Raw genomic sequence first — 16,671 nt, forward strand, 5'->3', positions numbered from 1 at the left:
CTGCGGATGAGCACCCGGGCCGAGCAGTACGTCGCGCGGGTCGCCCGCCGTGAGCAGCTGACGCCCCACCTGGTCCGCCTCGTGCTGACGGGGCCGGGCCTGGCGGGGTTCACCTCGACGGGCACGAGCGACGAGTGGGTCGGGCTCGTGGTCCCGGGCCAGTTCCAGAGCCGCTACTACACGGTCCGCTCGTGGGACCCGGCCGCCGGGGACGGCGGCGAGCTCGTGCTCGACGTCGTCGTCCACGACGTCGGCCTCGTCACCGAGTGGGCGCGGCGCGACTGCGTCGGGGAGACCGTGACGATCACGGAGCCCAAGGGCTCCTTCGCGCTGCCCGACGACGCGGCCTGGCTGCTGCTCGTCGGCGACCTCACGGCGCTGCCCGCGATCGCCCGCACCCTGGAGACCGTGGCCGCCGCGCGTCCCGACCTGCCGGTGCGCGTGTGGGCCGAGGTGCCCGACGACCCGGCGGTGCTGGCGTCGTACCTGCCCGCGGGCGCCGACGTGACCTGGTGCGCCCCGCCCGGCGACGGCGAGAGCGAGCTCGCCGCGGTCGTCGAGGGCATCGCGTGGCCCGAGGGGTCCGGCTACTTCTGGATGGCGGGTGAGTCGGCGCAGATGCGCGCGATCCGCAAGCACCTGATGCGGGTCGTGGAGCTGCCGAGCACCGCCTACGACGTGATGGGCTACTGGCGGGGCGGTGGCCAGGTGCGCCGGCCGCGCGCCGTGGACCCGGGTCCGATCTGGAGGGCGGGCAAGGCCGCCGGCCGGACGGACGAGCAGATCTGGGCGGACTACGACGCCGCCCGCGACCAGGAGGAGACCCCATGAGCACCGCAGGTACCGAGGGGGAGTTCCGGTCCGGGTTCGTCTCGTTCGTCGGCCGACCCAACGCCGGCAAGTCGACGCTGACCAACGCGATGGTGGGCCAGAAGGTCGCCATCACCAGCTCCAAGCCCCAGACCACCCGCACCGTCGTGCGCGGCATCGTGCACCGGCCCGACGCCCAGCTGATCCTGGTCGACACCCCGGGGCTGCACCGCCCCCGCACCCTCCTCGGCGAGCGGCTCAACGACCTCGTGACGACCACGTGGGCGGAGGTCGACGTCGTCGCCGTCTGCTTCCCGGCCGACGAGAAGATCGGGCCCGGCGACCGGTTCATCGTCAACGAGCTGGCGAAGGTGCGCCGCACCACGAAGGTCGCGATCGCCACCAAGACCGACCTGGCGACGCCGGAGCAGCTCGGCGCCCACCTGCTGTCCATCGCCGAGCTGGGCCGCGAGACGTCGACCGACTGGGCCGAGATCGTGCCGGTCTCCTCGGTCTCGGGCGACCAGGTGGGCCTGCTGGCCGACCTGCTGGTGGCCCTGGTGCCGGAGGGCCCGCCGCTCTACCCGGACGGGGAGCTCACCGACACCCCGGAGGAGGCGATCGTCGCCGACCTCGTCCGCGAGGCCGCGCTCGAGGGCGTGCGCGACGAGCTGCCCCACTCGATCGCCGTCGTGGTCGAGGAGATGAAGCTGCGTCCCGACCGCCCGGCCGACCGGCCGCTGCTCGACGTGCACGCCAACCTCTTCGTCGAGCGCGACTCGCAGAAGGGCATCATCATCGGCCACAAGGGCTCGCGCCTGAAGGAGATCGGCACGGGCGCCCGCGCCCAGATCGAGGCCATGCTCGGCACCCCCGTGCACCTCGACCTGCGGGTCAAGGTCGCCAAGGACTGGCAGCGCGACCCGCGCCAGCTGCGCCGGATGGGGTTCTAGCCCCGCAGCCGCAGCCGCAGCCGCAGCCGCGGCCGACCCGGACCCCGCGGGGTGGCTCAGGCCGGCGCCCAGCAGGTGCCCCAGGTCTGCCCCGCGGCCCACTGCTCGGCGCTCGGCCACTCGTAGCCCCACTCGTAGTCGAGGGCGTCGGCCGCGAGCTCCCGGGCGGCCTCCTGGCACGGCTCGCTGCCGGCACCCTGGGCGGCCTCGGCGCCCGGGTAGGCCCCCGTGCCGAGGTCGACGACCTCGACCGCGCGCCACGTGTGGTCGAGACCGCAGGCGACGCGTTGGAACCCGGCCTCGCCGGGGCGCGCCGTTCCGCACAGGCCCCAGCTGCGGACCCCGTCGGCGAGCACGCCGCGCATCGTGGGCTCGAGCTCCCCGAGGGTCGCCTCGGCGACCACGGCGATGACGTCGCAGCGGTACCAGTCGGCGCCCGCGTCGCTCTGCTCCAGGCTGGGGGAGAACCAGACGGAGCGCAGCACGCTGAGCCGCAGGGTGGTCTCGTCCGTCCCCAGGTACGACGCCAGCCCCGCCCGGCAGGTCGTGGCCAGCGTCCGCTGCACCTGGGCGGAGTCGACCGCGAGGAGGTGGCCGGCGTCGTACAGGTCGAGGGCGCCGACCTCGTAGGTCACGGCGGTGGGGGACGCGGCGCAGTCGACCGGGTCGGCCGCCGAGGTCGGCGCGACGGCCTCCTCGGCGCTGAGCGCGTAGCAGGCGTCGAGCGGGGGGCGGGGGACGCCGGCCGCGGTCGGCGGGGCCGCCGCGGTGGTCGTGCTGCTGCTCGGCGCCGGCGGGGTCCCGCTGCCGTCGCCCTCGTCCCCGCCGGAGCACCCGGCGAGCGCGAGCACGGCCGCGGCGGCGAGCACCGTCGTACGACGGGCGGCGGCCCGCACGCTCACTGGTCCGTCCGCGCCCAGCAGATGCTGCGGCGGTTGCCCGCGTTCCACTGGCCCTCGCCGAACCAGGTGTAGGCGTAGTCGTAGTCCGGCGGGTAGCCCAGGCGGGCGCTCACCGACTCGGCGCAGTAGTCGCGGCTGCGGACCTCGACGACGCGGTCGCCGGGGTACTCCGTCGTCTCGTCGCCGACCTGGACGGTGGTGACGGCCCGCCAGGTGTGGGGCTCCGAGCACGCGACGCGCTCCGCGGTGTCGACCTGCTCGCCGTTCGCGCAGGTCATCCAGCGGTCGTCCGGCTGGACGCCGACGAGGAGGCCCTCGGCGGTCTCGGGCAGCTCGTCGTACTCCTCCGACGCCTCGCCGCCGCCGATCGCGTCGCAGCGGTACCAGCGCGCGCCCTCGTCCCACGCCTTCTCCGACGGACGGAACCACGCCCAGCTGACCCGGGCGCGCATGACGACGCTCTCGTCGGCACCGAGGAAGGCCTCGAACGCGTCGCCGCAGGTCGTGTAGGCCCACGTGCCGAGCGAGTCGGAGTCGTAGGCGAGGTCGTGGAGCTCCTCGGGCAGGGTGCCGACCTTGTAGGTCTCGGCGGTGTGCGGCTCGGAGCAGTCGACGGTGCGGGTGGCGTTGCTGGGCTTGGCGACGTCGGCCGGGGTGAGGTCGCGACAGGCGCTCAGCTCGGGGACCTCGACGGCGTCGACCTGCTCGGGGTCGGTGTTGTCGCCCTGGTCGCCCGACGAGGTGCAGGCCACCAGCAGGGTCAGCAGCAGGACCAGCAGCGGCGGCGGCAGGAGTGCGCGGCCGAGCGCGCGCGGTGCCCGGAGGGGGGTCAGGGGCACGGCGGGGCGCTCCTCCTCGGTCGACGGTGGGCGGGGTGTCCGGCTGGTGGGGCGGTTCACCCCGCCGCCAGCGCGGCGATCGTACCGCCCAGCTCGTGGGCGCCGGCCAGGTCGGCGTCACCGACGTCGCCGAGCACGGCGAGCACCTCCGCGGAGCGCCGCCAGGGCAGCGCGCCCGTGATGGCCAGCACCGAGCGCACGGCCCCCTCGGTGTCGTAGCGGCCGTGCACGTAGAGCCCGAAGGGCAGCCGACCCCGACCGGCCGGCGGCACGGTCGGTGACACGGGGTCGCCGCCGCCTGTCGCTCCACCGGTGCCGCCGTCGTCGCCCAGCGCCCCGCCGATGGAGAGAAACGTCGAGTCGAGGAAGTGCTTGAGCGCGCCGCTCATGTAGCCGAAGTTCGCCGGGGTGCCGAGCACGACGCCGTCGCACCCCAGCACGTCGTCGGCGGTCGCCTCCAGGGCCGGCCGCTCGACCACCTCGACACCCTCGAGCGCGTCGTCGCCGGCGCCCGCGAGCACGGCGTCGGTCAGCGCGCGCACCGAGCGCGTGGGGGAGTGGTGGACGACGAGGAGCCGGGCCATCGCGCCACCCTACGGCGCCCCGGTGCTAGCATCGGCAACCGTCATGCATGTGCGCCAGCTCCTCCTTCGCTGCCGCAGCGAGGTCTGACCCACTCCCACGCGGGAGCAGAGGTGTGCCGGACCCCCTCGCTGCGGAGATCGTGCTGCGCCCGGCTCGCGCCCGTCACCACGGGCCGAACCCCGTGACCACCCCAGCGAGGAACCCCATGACCACCATCCCCAGCCAGCAGCCCAGCGGCATGCCCGTCCACCGCTACCGCCCGTTCGAGCCGGTGACGCTGCCGGACCGCACGTGGCCGGACCGGAAGATCACCGCCGCCCCGCGGTGGCTGTCCACCGACCTGCGCGACGGCAACCAGGCGCTGATCGACCCGATGAGCCCCGCCCGCAAGCTCAAGATGTTCGAGCTGCTGGTGCGGATGGGCTACAAGGAGATCGAGGTCGGGTTCCCGGCCGCGAGCCAGACCGACTTCGACTTCGTGCGCCAGCTCGTCGAGCAGGACCTGGTGCCCGACGACGTCCGCATCTCGGTGCTGACCCAGGCCCGCGAGGACCTCATCGAGCGCACCGTCGCCTCCCTGGTCGGCGCCGGCAAGGCCACCGTCCACCTCTACAACGCGACCGCCCCGCTGTTCCAGCGGGTCGTGTTCGGCGTGACCGAGGCGGAGTGCATCGCGATCGCCACGCGCGGCACCGAGTGGGTCGTGAAGCACGCCGAGCAGCTGCTGGCAGGGACGGACTTCGGCTACCAGTACTCGCCGGAGATCTTCACCCAGTCCGACACCGACTTCGCCCTCGAGGTCTGCGAGCGGGTCTCCGACGTGTGGCAGCCGGAGGCGGACCGCGAGATCATCCTCAACCTGCCGGCGACGGTCGAGATGTCGACGCCGAACACCTACGCCGACCAGATCGAGTACTTCTCCCGGCACCTGTCGCGCCGGGCCCACTCGACGATCAGCCTGCACCCGCACAACGACCGGGGCACGGCGGCCGCCGCCTCCGAGCTGGGCCTGATGGCCGGGGCGGACCGCGTCGAGGGCTGCCTGTTCGGCCACGGCGAGCGCACCGGCAACGTCGACCTGGTGACGCTCGGCATGAACCTGTTCAGCCAGGGCGTCGACCCGATGATCGACTTCTCCGACATCGACGAGGTGCGCCGCACGGTCGAGTACTGCACGCAGCTGCCGGTGCACCCGCGGCACCCCTACGCGGGCGACCTGGTCTACACCGCCTTCTCGGGCTCCCACCAGGACGCCATCAAGAAGGGCCTGGAGGCGCTGGAGCGCCAGGCCGCCGAGCAGGGCAAGCCGGTCGGCGAGCTGCCGTGGGAGGCGCCGTACCTGCCCATCGACCCCAAGGACGTCGGCCGCACCTACGAGGCGGTCATCCGGGTCAACAGCCAGTCCGGCAAGGGCGGCGTGGCCTACATCCTCAAGGCGGAGCACAAGCTCGACCTGCCCCGGCGCGCGCAGATCGAGTTCAGCCGCGTCATCCAGGAGCGCACCGACGCCGAGGGTGGCGAGGTCACCCCCGAGGTGATCTGGGACGTGTTCTCCGGCGAGTACCTGACGCCCACCACGCCGCTGCGCCTCGACTCGGTGCACTCGACCTCGTCGGCCGGCGACCGCGACGCGCTCACGGTCGGCGTCGCCGTGGACGGCGAGCCGCGCACGCTCGAGGGTTCCGGCAACGGCCCGATCGCCGCGTTCGTCGACGCGATCAACGGCCTCGGGTACGACGTGCGGGTGCTGGACTACGCCGAGCACGCCCTCTCCTCGGGCGGCGACGCGCAGGCCGCGGCGTACGTCGAGTGCGCGGTCGGCGAGAAGGTGCTGTGGGGCGTCGGGATCGACCCCAACATCGTGCGCGCCTCGATGCGCGCCATCGTCTCCGCCGTCAACCGCGCCTGACGCCCGGACCGGCCCCGTCGGGCCGGGCGGCCACCTGTCGCCCGGCCCGCCGCCGCTCCCACACCACGCAGGCCCCGGTCACGACCACCGCGAGCGCCCAGCCGGCGGCGATGTCGACGACGTAGTGCTCGGCGTAGTAGACGAGCGCGAAGCCCATCACCACGGGGTAGGCGAGGACCAGGCCGCGCCACCAGCGCCCGCGCAGGCGGGTGACGGCGTAGAGGGCGATCAGCATCGCGATCCCGCCGTGCAGCGACGGCATGGCCGCGACGGGGTTGCCGACGGCCGCGAGCGCGGTGTGGAACCCGCCGAGCCCGAGGTCGCGCCAGCCACGCCCCGTCAGCCGCACCACCTCCTCGGCCAGGTAGCCGTCCTGCGCCGCGAGCCACGGCGGCGCCATCGGGTAGAGGACGTAGACGACGAGCCCGGCGACGTTCATGGCGAGGTAGCGCGTCAGCCACACGACCCACGCGGCGCGGTCGCGCACCCACAGCACGAGGGCCAGCGTCAGGGAGGCCACGAAGTGCGTGTAGTAGACGGTCGTGAGGACGACGTCGTACCAGCGCGGGTCGCTGCTGCGCAGGCACGGGTCGCCGCACAGCGCGTCCTGCAGGTACGCCGTCGGCAGGGTGCCGCCCGTGAGCCACTCGTCGACGCGCACCGGCATCGTGTAGCTGACGGGCATCCCGATGAGCTCGTCGGAGAGCCCGCGGCTGTACATGTAGACGACGAGCACGGCGAACGCCGGCCACCAGTCCCGCACGAAGTCGAGCTGCCGGCGCCACGGCTGCCCGACGTACCAGGCGACGGTCGCCGCCCAGAGCCACCCGAACACGAGGAACGGGTCGGTGGGCAGCCCCACCGTCACCACCCACGTGACGAGGGCGGCCGCGTAGGCGGTGAGCGCCGCGGGACGCCACCACCGGGGGCGGCCGGGCGGGACGGCCTCGTCGGGCGCGGCGGGCGGCGCGGTGGCGGGGGCGGTCACGCGCACTCCTCGGCCGGGACGGCGGGCACGGCCCCGCGCTCCACGTCCCGGCGGACCCAGACACCGCGGCCGCAGACCTCGGCGACCCGGTCGTAGCGCTCCTCGACGGTGCGCGCGAGGTCGTCGGCGTCGAGCGCCCACGAGTCGAAGCCCGGCGACCACTCGACGACCCACGTGGGGGCGTCGGGGGAGCGCAGGGTGGTGGTGAGCTCGTCCAGGTCGGGGTCCAGCACGCGCACGGGCAGGCTCCAGAGGTAGGGGTAGGGGCTCGCCAGGCCCGCCCCGGCCAGCACGTTCGGCTGGCCGTAGGCGACGACGGCGGTGTCACCGGGTTCAGCGGCCCGGGCGATCGCGCCGCCCACCGCCTCCGCGCGCGAGCCCTCGTCGACGCCCGCGACGAGGTTGAGCACCACCGGTACGGCGGTGACCCCGGCCAGCACCGCGACGCCCGCGCGCACGACGGGCACCGGGAGCCGGGCGGCCAGGAGCCCGGCCGCCAGCGCGGAGGCCGGCACGAGCTGCAGCAGGTAGTGGGCCCAGTAGCTGCCGCCCAGCAGCGCCACGAGCGAGCCGACGACGACCGTGGCCGCGGTGGCGACCGCCACCGGGTCGGTACGCCGCCGCGCCGCCAGCACGAGGGCCGCCACGCCGAGCACGGCGAGGCCCGAGACCGCCCACGTCCCGAGGAGCACGACGAGGCGGTCCGTCGTGGCGCCGGAGGCCGACGAGCGGATGGTCTCGCCCGCGTCGACGCGGAACGTCACGACGGCGTCGAGGAGCGCGAGCGGGTCGGTGCCGCGCAGCGCCGCCGCCCCGACGAGCAGCGCGGTCGTCGCGACCGCGCCGGCGACCGCCGCGCCGAGGAGGGTCAGCGCCGCCCGGCGCCGCGCCGGGCGCGTGAGGGCCAGCACGAGCAGGGCGACGGCGCCGAGGACGACCCCGTCGACGCTCGACTGCTTCACCCCGACGCCGCACGCGGCGAGCACGCCGGCCGCCGCGGCGAGCACCACGGGCCGGCGGGCGTCCTCCCGCAGGGCGAGCACGGTGAGGGCCAGCGCGCCCGCCACGAAGGGCGCCGCCAGCACCTCCCCGTTGACGCGGACCGTGCCGAGCCAGGGCGCCGAGCAGAGCAGCGCCGCGGTGGCCGCGGCGGTGAGGGCCGCCGTACGGGAGCGGGAGGCGTCGACGGCGGCGCCGGCCGCCAGGGCTGCGAGCACGACGACGGCCGCGGCGCAGGCGCAGCCCAGCAGGCGCAGCCCGGTGACGTCGGGCACGAGCGCGAAGAGCGCCAGCAGCAGCGGCGGCCGGTCGACCCAGTAGTCGCCGTAGAGCGAGGAGCCGTCGCGCCACTGGTGCGCGACGAGCAGGAACCCGGCCTCGTCGGAGCCCGTCGGGGCGCCCAGGAAGGGGAGCCGCAGCAGCACCGCGAGCGCCGCCAGCGCCGCGACGCCGACGACCGTCCTGCGGTCGTTCACGCGCGCGTCAGCGCGCGAGCCCCCTGCGTTCACCGGCTCATCCTGCCCGACGAACGGCCCCGCCGGGCGGACGACCCTCCGGGCGGGTGGGTCGGTCCAGGAGTCAGGCGCGCCCGTCGAGCCGGTCGTCGAGCCGGTCGTCGATGCCCTCGGCGACGCGCTCGTGGGCGCGACCGGCGACGGCGGCGCGGATCTGGTCGGTGTTCTCCTCGAGCACGTCCGTGACCATCTGGTCGGTGCGCGGGTCGGCCAGCACCTGGAAGACGATGCGGAACGTCGTGTCGGCGACCAGCTCGACGATGTCGTCGTGGAACGGCACGTAGCGCAGCCGCGAGGTCACCGGGTCCTGCTTCACCTTCTCCAGCACCATCGACTTCACCTCGGCCTCGTGCTCGCCGAGCGCCCGCGCGATGTTGGCGGTGTAGTGCCCGGTCTTGAGGACGGCGATCACCTCGTCCACCACGGCGACCGTGACGGGCCGCTTGATCGCCCGCACGATCGTGTCCATCGACCGGTCGATGATGGCCGCGGTGATGCGGTCGCCGAAGGCCCGGTCGGCGGCGCGGCCCAGGCGCATGAGGATGACGAGGATCCGCAGCAGCCGGAACGCGCGGAACGCCGGGTCCGAGAGCGGGATCATGCCGATGACCTCGTACCAGTAGCGGAACGGGTACTTCCAGTCACCGCGGTCGCGGCGCCACCGGACGACGAACTCGACGGCGAAGATCGCGCAGATGGCGTAGTCGGCGCGGATCACCCAGTGCTCGACGTCGTCGGCGACGTCGAAGAAGGTCACCCACGACAGGAGCACGACCGACACGATCGCCAGAGCGAGCATGATCCACTCGAGCGGGCGGCCGGGCGGCTTCGTGGGGTAGGCGCTCAGGTCGGGCGTCGGCGTGCTCACGCCCCCAGTGTCGGTCATGGCACCCCGCGCGGGCGCGGGGCGGCCCGGCGCGGCCCCGTGCGTGTCAGCCGTGCGTGTCGGCCGCGGCGACGCTGGACCGCGTCGTCACAATGGAGGGGTGCCCCTCTACCGTGACGAAGCCGTCGTGCTGCGCACCCACAAGCTGGGCGAGGCCGACCGCATCATCACGCTGCTGACCCGCCGCCACGGCCGGGTGCGCGCCGTCGCGCGCGGGGTGCGGCGCACGACGTCGCGGTGGGGCTCGCGCCTCGAGCCGTTCACGCACGTCGACCTGCAGCTCGCCGAGGGCCGCAACCTCGACACGATCACCCAGGCCGAGACGCTCAGCCCCTTCGCCGCGGGCATCGGGCTCGACTACGACCGCTACACCGCCGGCACCGTCATGCTCGAGACCGCCGAGCGGCTCGTGACGGAGGACAAGGAGCCGGCCGTGCAGCAGTTCCTGCTGCTCGTCGGCGGGCTGCGCGCCATGACCGGCGGGGAGCGGGCGCCGAGCCACGTGCTCGACTCGTTCCTGCTGCGCTCGCTGGCCGTCGCCGGGTACGCCCCGTCGTTCCTCTACTGCGCGGGCTGCGGGCTCGAGGGGCCGCACCGCTACTTCAACAACAGCGCCGGCGGCGTGCTCTGCGTGACGTGCCGCGTCCCCGGGTGCGCGACCCCCGCCCCCGCGTCGCTGGAGCTGCTGGCCGGGCTGCTGGCCGGCGACTGGCCCGAGGTCGAGCGGATCGTCGCCGCCGAGCCGCGTGCCGAGCGGGAGGCGAGCGGGCTCGTGTCGGCGTACCTGTCGTGGCACCTGGAGCGCGACCTGCGCTCGCTGCCGTACGTCGAGCGCGGCCGCCCCCGGCCCGTCGCCCGCGGCTGAGCGGTCACTCCACCCAGCGGGCCAGGGCCTCGTTGAAGCGCTCGAGGGAGTGCGCGAACTGGTCGCGCTCGGTGTCGGTCCAGTCGGCCATCATCTGCTCGAGCCGCTCGCGGCGGTGCGCACGCGCCCGGCGGATCGCGACCTGCCCCTCCGGGGTCAGCGCGAGCAGCGAGGCGCGGCCGTCGTCGGGGTCCGGCGACTTCTGCGCCAGCCCGAGGCGCACGACGGCCTGCGCCTGCCGGGTCACCGTCGAGGGGTCGAGGTGGTACGCCGCGGCGATCGACCCGAGGCGCTGCGGCCCCGCGTCGTCGAGCAGGCAGAGGATGCCGTACGTCGAGCGCTCGAGCTCGTGGTCGCCGTGCGTCGTCTCGACGTGGATCGAGTTCGTGCGACGGAACAGCGCGAACAGGTGCTGCTCGATCCGGCGGTTCGCGTCCGCGCCCGTCGGCGTCACCTGCTGCTCGTCCACTCGGCCTCCTCGTCGGGGCGAAGCATAGGCTGCGCCCCGTGAGCAAGCCCGCCCGCCCGACCCCGCGTCCGCCCGTCCGGGCCCCCCGGCCGCACCCCTCGGGCGCCCGGCCGCCCGAGCTGCCTGCCGAGCTCGTGCCCCGCCACGTCGCGGTCGTCATGGACGGCAACGGCCGGTGGGCCAAGGAGCGCGGGCTGCCCCGCACCGCCGGTCACGAGGCGGGGGAGTCGTCGCTCTTCGACGTCGTCGAGGGCGCCATCGAGATCGGGGTCGAGGCGATCTCGGCCTACGCGTTCTCCACCGAGAACTGGTCGCGCTCGCCCGACGAGGTCAAGTTCCTCATGGGCTTCAACCGCGACGTCATCCGCCGCCGCCGCGACGAGATGCACGAGCTCGGCGTGCGGGTGCGCTGGGCCGGACGGGCGCCGCGCTTGTGGCGCTCGGTCATCCGCGAGCTGCAGGTGGCCGAGGAGCTGACGCGCGACAACGACGTGCTGACGCTCACGATGTGCGTCAACTACGGCGGTCGCGCGGAGCTGGCGGACGCCGCCCGCTCGATCGCGCAGGAGGTCGCCGCCGGCCGGCTGCGCGCCGACAAGGTCGACGAGCGCACGCTCGCCCGTCACCTCTACGTGCCCGAGCTCGCGGAGGCCGACCTGGTGTGGCGCAGCTCGGGGGAGCAGCGGCTCTCCAACTTCCTGCTGTGGCAGGCGGCCTACGCCGAGATGGTCTTCACAGACACGCTGTGGCCCGACGTCGACCGCCGCCACCTGTGGGCCGCGATCGAGACCTACGCGCGGCGCGACCGCCGCTTCGGGGGCGCGCAGCCCAACGCCTGAGACCGGGTACGGCGGACCTCCCGCGCCGCGCGGGGCCGCCGCTCAGGCGCGGGCGGCGCAGGCGCTGCAGGTGCCGAAGATCTCGAGCGTGTGGCTGATGTCGACGTACCCGTGCTCGTCGGCGATGGCCGAGGTCCACCGCTCGACCGTGGGGCCCTCGACCTCGACGGTGGCGCCGCACGAGCGGCACACGAGGTGGTGGTGGTGTGTGCTGGAGCAGCGGCGGTAGATCGACTCGCCGTCCTCGCTGCGCAGCACGTCGACCTCGCCGGCGTCGGCGAGCAGCTGCAGCGTGCGGTAGACGGTGGCCAGCCCCACGGATTCGCCCCGCTGGCCGAGCAGCACGTGGATCTCCTGCGCGGAGCGGAAGTCGTCGAACGACGCGAGCACCTCGCCGACGGCCCGACGCTGACGTGTGGGACGGGTGCCCGGGACGCCCGGTGCGGCCGTGCGGGCCGGGGCGGATCCTCCGCCCTGCCCGGGCTGGTGCTCGTCGGTGCTCGTCATGGGGGACAACCTACTGGCTCGCGCTCACGGGGCGACGGCGTCGTCGACGAGCGCGTCCTCCCCGGTGCGGCGGGCCTCGGCGCGCCGCCGCAGCAGGGCTCCGGTGGGCCACGCCAGCACGAACCCGGCGAGGGCGACGAGCACGATGGCGGGGCCGGGGGCGACGGTGGCGTGGAACGACAGCTCCGCCGAGACCAGCAGGCCGCCCACGCCGGCCGTCGCGCCGAACGCCATCGCGAGCAGCAGGGTGCCGCGGAACGAGCGCGCCAGCTGCTGGCTCGCGGCGACCGGCACGACCATGAGCGCGGAGACGAGCAGCAGGCCGACGGTGCGCATCGCGATGGTGACCGTCACGGCGGCGAGCACGGCGACGAGCATGTTGTACGCCTGCACGCGCAGGCCGGCGACGACCGCGAAGTCGCGGTCCTGCGCGATGGCGAACAGCTGCGGCCGCAGGCCGAGGCCCAGCGCGAGCACGACGACGGCGAGCGCCATCGTGAACCACACGTCGGCCACCGAGATGGTGGTCAGCGACCCGAACAGGTACTGCTGCAGCCGGGCCCCGCTCTGCCCGGCCAGGCCCGTGATGAGCACCCCGCCGGCCAGGCCGCCGTAGAAGAGCAGCGCGAGCGCGAGGTCGCCGGAGGTGTTGCCGCGCTCGCGGATCACCTCCAGCAGCATGGCCCCGAGGGCCGCCACGAGCACCGCGGTCCACGTCGGGGACCAGCCGGTCAGCAGGCCGATCGCGACGCCGGTGACCGCGATGTGCCCGATGCCGTCGCCCATGAGCGAGAGCCGTCGCTGCACCAGGTAGGTGCCGATGACGGGGGCCGCCAGGCCGGTGAAGAGCGCGGCCAGCAGGGCGCGCTGCATGAACTCGTAGCCGAGCAGGTCGATCACGACGCGCTGCCCTCCTGGCCGCCGCGGCGGTCGTACGTGCGGTCGAACGGGCCCGCGATGTCGGGCACGACGTCGGAGTGCCCGGGCGGGCACTCGTGCGGCGCCCGCTCGTGCGCGTGGTCGTGGTGGTGCCCGTGCTCGTGCTGGTGGCCGTGGTCGTGCGCGTGGTCGCCGACGTGGGTGTGGAGTCCGGGTACGACGAGCGGCACCCCCGCCGGCGCGCCCGCGCGGTGCACGTCCGCCTCGCTGAGGGGGAGCCCGTCGTACACGAGCCGGCCCTGCCGCATGACGAGGCAGCGGTCGATGAGGGGGGCCACGACGCCGATCTCGTGGGCGACGAGGACGACCGTCACGCCCCGCTCCGAGAGCCGGCCCAGGGTCGCGACGAGCGCCTGCTGGTGCGGCAGGTCGACGCCGGCGGTGGGCTCGTCGAGGAACAGGACCTCCGGCTCGGCCGCGAGGGCGCGGGCGATGAGCACGCGCTGCTGCTGCCCGCCGGACAGCGCCGTCACGGTCTCCTGGGCCCGGTCGGCCAGGCCGACCACGTCGAGCGCCTCGGCCACCGCCCGGCGGTCGGCGGCGCCGGAGGGGCGGAAGGGGCCGCGCCGGGAGATCCGCCCGGACGCGACGACCTCGGCGACCGAGGCCGGCACCCCGCCGGAGGCTCCGGCCCGCTGCGGCACGTAGCCGATGCGGTCGCGACGGCGGAAGCGCGCCAGGGGCGTGCCGAACAGCCGGACCTCGCCCGCCGCGACCGGGCGCAGGCCCGTCATCGCCCGCACGAGGGTCGACTTGCCCGAGCCGTTCGCGCCCATGAGGACGACGAACTCACCCGCCGTGATCGTCAGGCTGACGTCGCGGACCACCGCGCGCCCCTCGATGGCGACGGTGACGTCCGCGACGTCGACGACGGGTGCGGTGACCTCCGGGGTCCCGGGGCGACGGCTCAACAGCCGTTCGCCTCCGCGATGGCAGCCAGGTTGGAACGCATGAGGGAAAGGTAGTCCTCGTCGGCCGTCTGGTCGGTCAGACCCTCGATCGGGTCGAGCACCTCGGTGGCCAGACCCGTGTCGGACGCGAGCGACTCGGCGGCGGCGGGGCTCGCGAGGCGCTCCGAGAACACCGTCGTGATGCCCTCGGCGGCGATGAGGGCCTGGAGCTCGGCCAGCGCCGCCGGGGTGGGCTCGGCGTCGGGCGTCAGGCCGACGACCGGGGCGAACGTGAGGCCGTACTTCGTGAGGTAGCCGAAGGCGTCGTGGTTGACGACCACCAGGTCGCGCTCGCAGGACGCGAGTCCCTCGGTGAACTCGCCGTCGAGGGTCTCGAGGTCGCTGCGCAGGTCGGCCGCGTTGGCCTCGAACTCGTCTGCGCGGTCGGGGTCGAGCTCGCCCAGGCGCTGCGCGATCGTGTCGGCCGCGTCCGCGAGGCGCAGCGGGTCGAGCCAGAAGTGCGGGTCCTCGGAGCCGTGGTCGTGCTCGTGCTCCTCCTCGGCGTGCGCGTCCTCGCTGTGCTCCTCCTCGGTGTGGCCCTCCTCCGCGTGCTCCTCCTCCGCGTGCTCCTCCTCCGCGTGCTCCTCCTCCGCGTGCTCCTCCTCCGCGTGGTCGTGACCCTCCTCGGCGTGCTCGTCCTCGGAGTGCGCGTGGCCCCCGTCGGTGAAGGGCTGCAGCGACACGCTGTCGTGGACGTCGAGCGCGGTGTCGGCGGCGGACTGCTCGACGGCGGCGTCGACGCTCGGCTGGAAGCCGGCGAGGTAGAGGACGAGGTCCGCGTCGGCGATGCGGCCCGTCTGCTCCACGCTCAGCTCCAGGTCGTGCGGCTCGCCACCGGCCTCGACCAGGTTCGCGACCTCGACGTCGTCACCGACGACGCGCTGCGCGGCGTACTGCAGCGGGTAGAAGGCGGCGACGACGTCGTCGACCCCGCCCCCCGCGCCGCCGTCGGCGGCCGTGTCGTCGTCGCCCACGCCGAGCGCGCCGCAACCGGCGAGCACGAGCGGCAGCGCCAGCGCCGCGGCGAGCGGTGCGAACCCGGGCGCGCGACCCGGACGGGCGGTGGGTCGGCGGACGGAGCGGCGGAGCGACGAAGGCATGAGAAACATTCTCAGAACGGTGAGAACGCTTGTCAATTCAACGGCGCCGGCTCGCCCCGCCCCCGCGCGGGGCGGTGCGGCGCGGGACGGATAGCCTTCTGCGGTCGCAACCGGCAGCCAGCCGGCGTACTCGCACTCCAGGAGCACCTCTCGTGGCCAAGCCGCCCGCAACCACCGTCGACCACGTCGTCTCGCTCGCCAAGCGCCGGGGGTTCGTCTACCCCTGCGGCGAGATCTACGGCGGCACCCGCTCGGCCTGGGACTACGGACCGCTCGGGGTCGAGCTGAAGGACAACATCAAGCGCCAGTGGTGGAAGTCCATGGTGCAGGCCCGCGAGGACGTCGTCGGCCTCGACTCCAGCGTCATCCTCCCGCGCCAGACCTGGGAGGCCTCGGGCCACGTCGCGACCTTCGCCGACCCGCTCACCGAGTGCCAGTCGTGCCACAAGCGCTACCGCGCCGACCACCTGCAGGAGGCGTACGCCGAGAAGAAGGGCCTCGACGACCCCGACGCCGTGCCGATGAGCGACGTCGTCTGCGCCAACTGCGGCACCCGCGGCGCGTGGACCGAGCCCCGCGAGTTCTCGGGCCTCATGAAGACCTACCTCGGTGTCGTCGACGACGAGTCCGGGCTGCACTACCTGCGCCCCGAGACCGCCCAGGGCATCTTCCTCAACTTCGCGAACGTCGTGACCTCGAGCCGCAAGAAGCCGCCGTTCGGCATCGCGCAGATCGGCAAGAGCTTCCGCAACGAGATCACGCCCGGCAACTTCATCTTCCGCACCCGCGAGTTCGAGCAGATGGAGATGGAGTTCTTCGTCAAGCCGGGCGAGGACGAGGAGTGGCACCAGTACTGGATCGACGAGCGCACGCGCTGGTACACCGACCTCGGCATCAACCCGGACAACCTGCGCCACTACGAGCACGCGAAGGAGAAGCTGTCCCACTACTCCAAGCGCACCGTCGACATCGAGTACCGCTTCGGCTTCGCCGGCTCCGAGTGGGGTGAGCTCGAGGGCGTCGCGAACCGCACCGACTTCGACCTCTCCACCCACGCGCAGCACTCGGGCCAGGACCTGTCGTACTTCGACCAGGCGAGCAACGAGCGCTACACGCCGTACGTCATCGAGCCGGCCGCCGGTCTCTCGCGCAGCCTCATGACGTTCCTCGTCGACGCGTTCCACGAGGACGAGGCGCCCAACACCAAGGGCGGCGTCGACAAGCGCACCGTGCTGCGCCTCGACCCGCGCCTCGCGCCGGTCAAGGTGGCGGTCCTGCCGCTGAGCCGCAACGCCGACCTCTCGCCGAAGGCCAAGCAGCTCGCGACCGACCTGCGCCAGAACTGGAACGTCGACTTCGACGACTCCGGCGCCATCGGCCGCCGCTACCGCCGCCAGGACGAGATCGGCACGCCGTTCTGCGTCACGGTCGACTTCGAGACCCCCGAGGACGACGCGGTCACCGTCCGCGAGCGCGACTCGATGAGTCAGGAGCGCGTCGGGCTCGACCGCATCGTCGGCTACTTCGCCGAGCGGCTCGTCGGCGCCTGAGCCGCCCCCGCTGCACCGGCCGGCTCGCGCCGGCCCGGCCCACGACGGCCGCACACCCCCACGGGT

Annotated in this window: 17 protein-coding genes; 6 read left to right on the plus strand and 11 right to left on the minus strand. The window is 74.1% G+C overall.

Annotation, left to right across the window (positions count from 1 at the left end):
- Positions 1-6: 6 nt before the first annotated feature.
- Both INN71_RS05035 and era read left to right on the plus strand, forming a co-directional pair.
- Complete coding sequence (locus INN71_RS05035) at positions 7-831, plus strand: siderophore-interacting protein (RefSeq protein WP_301799774.1); 825 nt, start codon at positions 7-9, stop codon at positions 829-831.
- Positions 828-1,763, plus strand: a complete 936-nt coding sequence (gene era, locus INN71_RS05040) for a GTPase Era (RefSeq protein ID WP_301799775.1) — start codon at positions 828-830, stop codon at positions 1,761-1,763. Before INN71_RS05035 ends, era begins: the two co-directional genes overlap by 4 nt.
- A 56-nt stretch (positions 1,764-1,819) precedes the next feature.
- On the opposite strand, the gene INN71_RS05045 is transcribed toward era, so the two are convergent.
- The 3 genes from INN71_RS05045 to INN71_RS05055 are packed head-to-tail and all read right to left on the minus strand — an operon-like array spanning position 1,820 to position 4,088.
- A complete protein-coding gene (locus INN71_RS05045; RefSeq protein WP_301799776.1) occupies positions 1,820-2,665 on the minus strand; it encodes a septum formation family protein in 846 nt (281 codons plus the stop codon).
- Positions 2,662-3,504 (minus strand): septum formation family protein, encoded by an 843-nt coding sequence (locus INN71_RS05050; RefSeq protein ID WP_301799777.1) that lies wholly within the window; start codon positions 3,502-3,504, stop codon positions 2,662-2,664. The genes INN71_RS05045 and INN71_RS05050 overlap by 4 nt, the downstream gene beginning before the upstream one ends.
- 56 nt (positions 3,505-3,560) lie before the next feature.
- The gene (locus INN71_RS05055) at positions 3,561-4,088 is read right to left on the minus strand and encodes a flavodoxin family protein (RefSeq protein WP_301799778.1); all 528 of its coding nucleotides are present in this window, start codon (positions 4,086-4,088) and stop codon (positions 3,561-3,563) included.
- A 206-nt stretch (positions 4,089-4,294) separates the two neighbouring features.
- Here INN71_RS05055 and leuA point away from each other — a divergent pair, with 206 nt between their 5' ends.
- Complete coding sequence (gene leuA, locus INN71_RS05060; RefSeq protein WP_301799779.1) at positions 4,295-5,998, plus strand: 2-isopropylmalate synthase; 1,704 nt, start codon at positions 4,295-4,297, stop codon at positions 5,996-5,998.
- Here leuA and INN71_RS05065 read toward each other — a convergent pair.
- From INN71_RS05065 to INN71_RS05075, 3 genes are all read right to left on the minus strand, one after another.
- Positions 5,985-6,986: a phosphatase PAP2 family protein gene (locus INN71_RS05065; RefSeq protein ID WP_301799780.1), complete on the minus strand. Its 1,002-nt coding sequence runs from the start codon at positions 6,984-6,986 to the stop codon at positions 5,985-5,987. The two genes, leuA and INN71_RS05065, sit on opposite strands and share 14 nt — an antisense overlap.
- Positions 6,983-8,461 carry a hypothetical protein gene (locus INN71_RS05070; protein WP_301799781.1) on the minus strand — a complete coding sequence of 493 codons (1,479 nt, stop codon included), beginning with the start codon at positions 8,459-8,461 and terminating at the stop codon, positions 6,983-6,985. The genes INN71_RS05065 and INN71_RS05070 overlap by 4 nt, the downstream gene beginning before the upstream one ends.
- Before the next feature lie 103 nt (positions 8,462-8,564).
- Positions 8,565-9,368 carry an ion transporter gene (locus INN71_RS05075; RefSeq protein ID WP_301799782.1) on the minus strand — a complete coding sequence of 268 codons (804 nt, stop codon included), beginning with the start codon at positions 9,366-9,368 and terminating at the stop codon, positions 8,565-8,567.
- A gap of 118 nt (positions 9,369-9,486) precedes the next feature.
- Between INN71_RS05075 and recO the strand changes: the two genes are divergently transcribed.
- Positions 9,487-10,251 (plus strand): DNA repair protein RecO, encoded by a 765-nt coding sequence (gene recO, locus INN71_RS05080; protein WP_301799783.1) that lies wholly within the window; start codon positions 9,487-9,489, stop codon positions 10,249-10,251.
- Positions 10,252-10,255: 4 nt separating this feature from the next.
- Here recO and INN71_RS05085 read toward each other — a convergent pair whose 3' ends face one another.
- The gene (locus INN71_RS05085) at positions 10,256-10,720 is read right to left on the minus strand and encodes a MarR family winged helix-turn-helix transcriptional regulator (RefSeq protein ID WP_301799784.1); all 465 of its coding nucleotides are present in this window, start codon (positions 10,718-10,720) and stop codon (positions 10,256-10,258) included.
- Between the two features lie 38 nt (positions 10,721-10,758).
- On the opposite strand from INN71_RS05085, the gene INN71_RS05090 reads away from it, so the two are divergent.
- Complete coding sequence (locus tag INN71_RS05090) at positions 10,759-11,559, plus strand: isoprenyl transferase (protein WP_301799785.1); 801 nt, start codon at positions 10,759-10,761, stop codon at positions 11,557-11,559.
- 42 nt (positions 11,560-11,601) lie between these two features.
- Here INN71_RS05090 and INN71_RS05095 read toward each other — a convergent pair whose 3' ends face one another.
- Genes INN71_RS05095 through INN71_RS05110 form a run of 4 tightly spaced genes read right to left on the minus strand, consistent with a single transcriptional unit; the run spans position 11,602 to position 15,055 of the window.
- Positions 11,602-12,066 (minus strand): Fur family transcriptional regulator, encoded by a 465-nt coding sequence (locus tag INN71_RS05095; RefSeq protein WP_301799786.1) that lies wholly within the window; start codon positions 12,064-12,066, stop codon positions 11,602-11,604.
- A 24-nt stretch (positions 12,067-12,090) separates the two neighbouring features.
- On the minus strand, positions 12,091-12,966 hold the full coding sequence (locus INN71_RS05100; protein WP_301799787.1) for a metal ABC transporter permease: 876 nt from the start codon (positions 12,964-12,966) through the stop codon (positions 12,091-12,093).
- Complete coding sequence (locus INN71_RS05105; RefSeq protein ID WP_301799788.1) at positions 12,963-13,916, minus strand: metal ABC transporter ATP-binding protein; 954 nt, start codon at positions 13,914-13,916, stop codon at positions 12,963-12,965. Before INN71_RS05105 ends, INN71_RS05100 begins: the two co-directional genes overlap by 4 nt.
- On the minus strand, positions 13,913-15,055 hold the full coding sequence (locus INN71_RS05110; protein ID WP_301799790.1) for a metal ABC transporter substrate-binding protein: 1,143 nt from the start codon (positions 15,053-15,055) through the stop codon (positions 13,913-13,915). The genes INN71_RS05105 and INN71_RS05110 overlap by 4 nt, the downstream gene beginning before the upstream one ends.
- A 152-nt stretch (positions 15,056-15,207) precedes the next feature.
- Between INN71_RS05110 and INN71_RS05115 the strand changes: the two genes are divergently transcribed.
- Positions 15,208-16,605: a glycine--tRNA ligase gene (locus tag INN71_RS05115; RefSeq protein WP_301799791.1), complete on the plus strand. Its 1,398-nt coding sequence runs from the start codon at positions 15,208-15,210 to the stop codon at positions 16,603-16,605.
- The last annotated feature ends 66 nt before the right edge of the window (positions 16,606-16,671 follow it).

Source organism: Nocardioides sp. ChNu-153, from assembly GCF_030466625.1.
Classification (GTDB): domain Bacteria; phylum Actinomycetota; class Actinomycetes; order Propionibacteriales; family Nocardioidaceae; genus Nocardioides.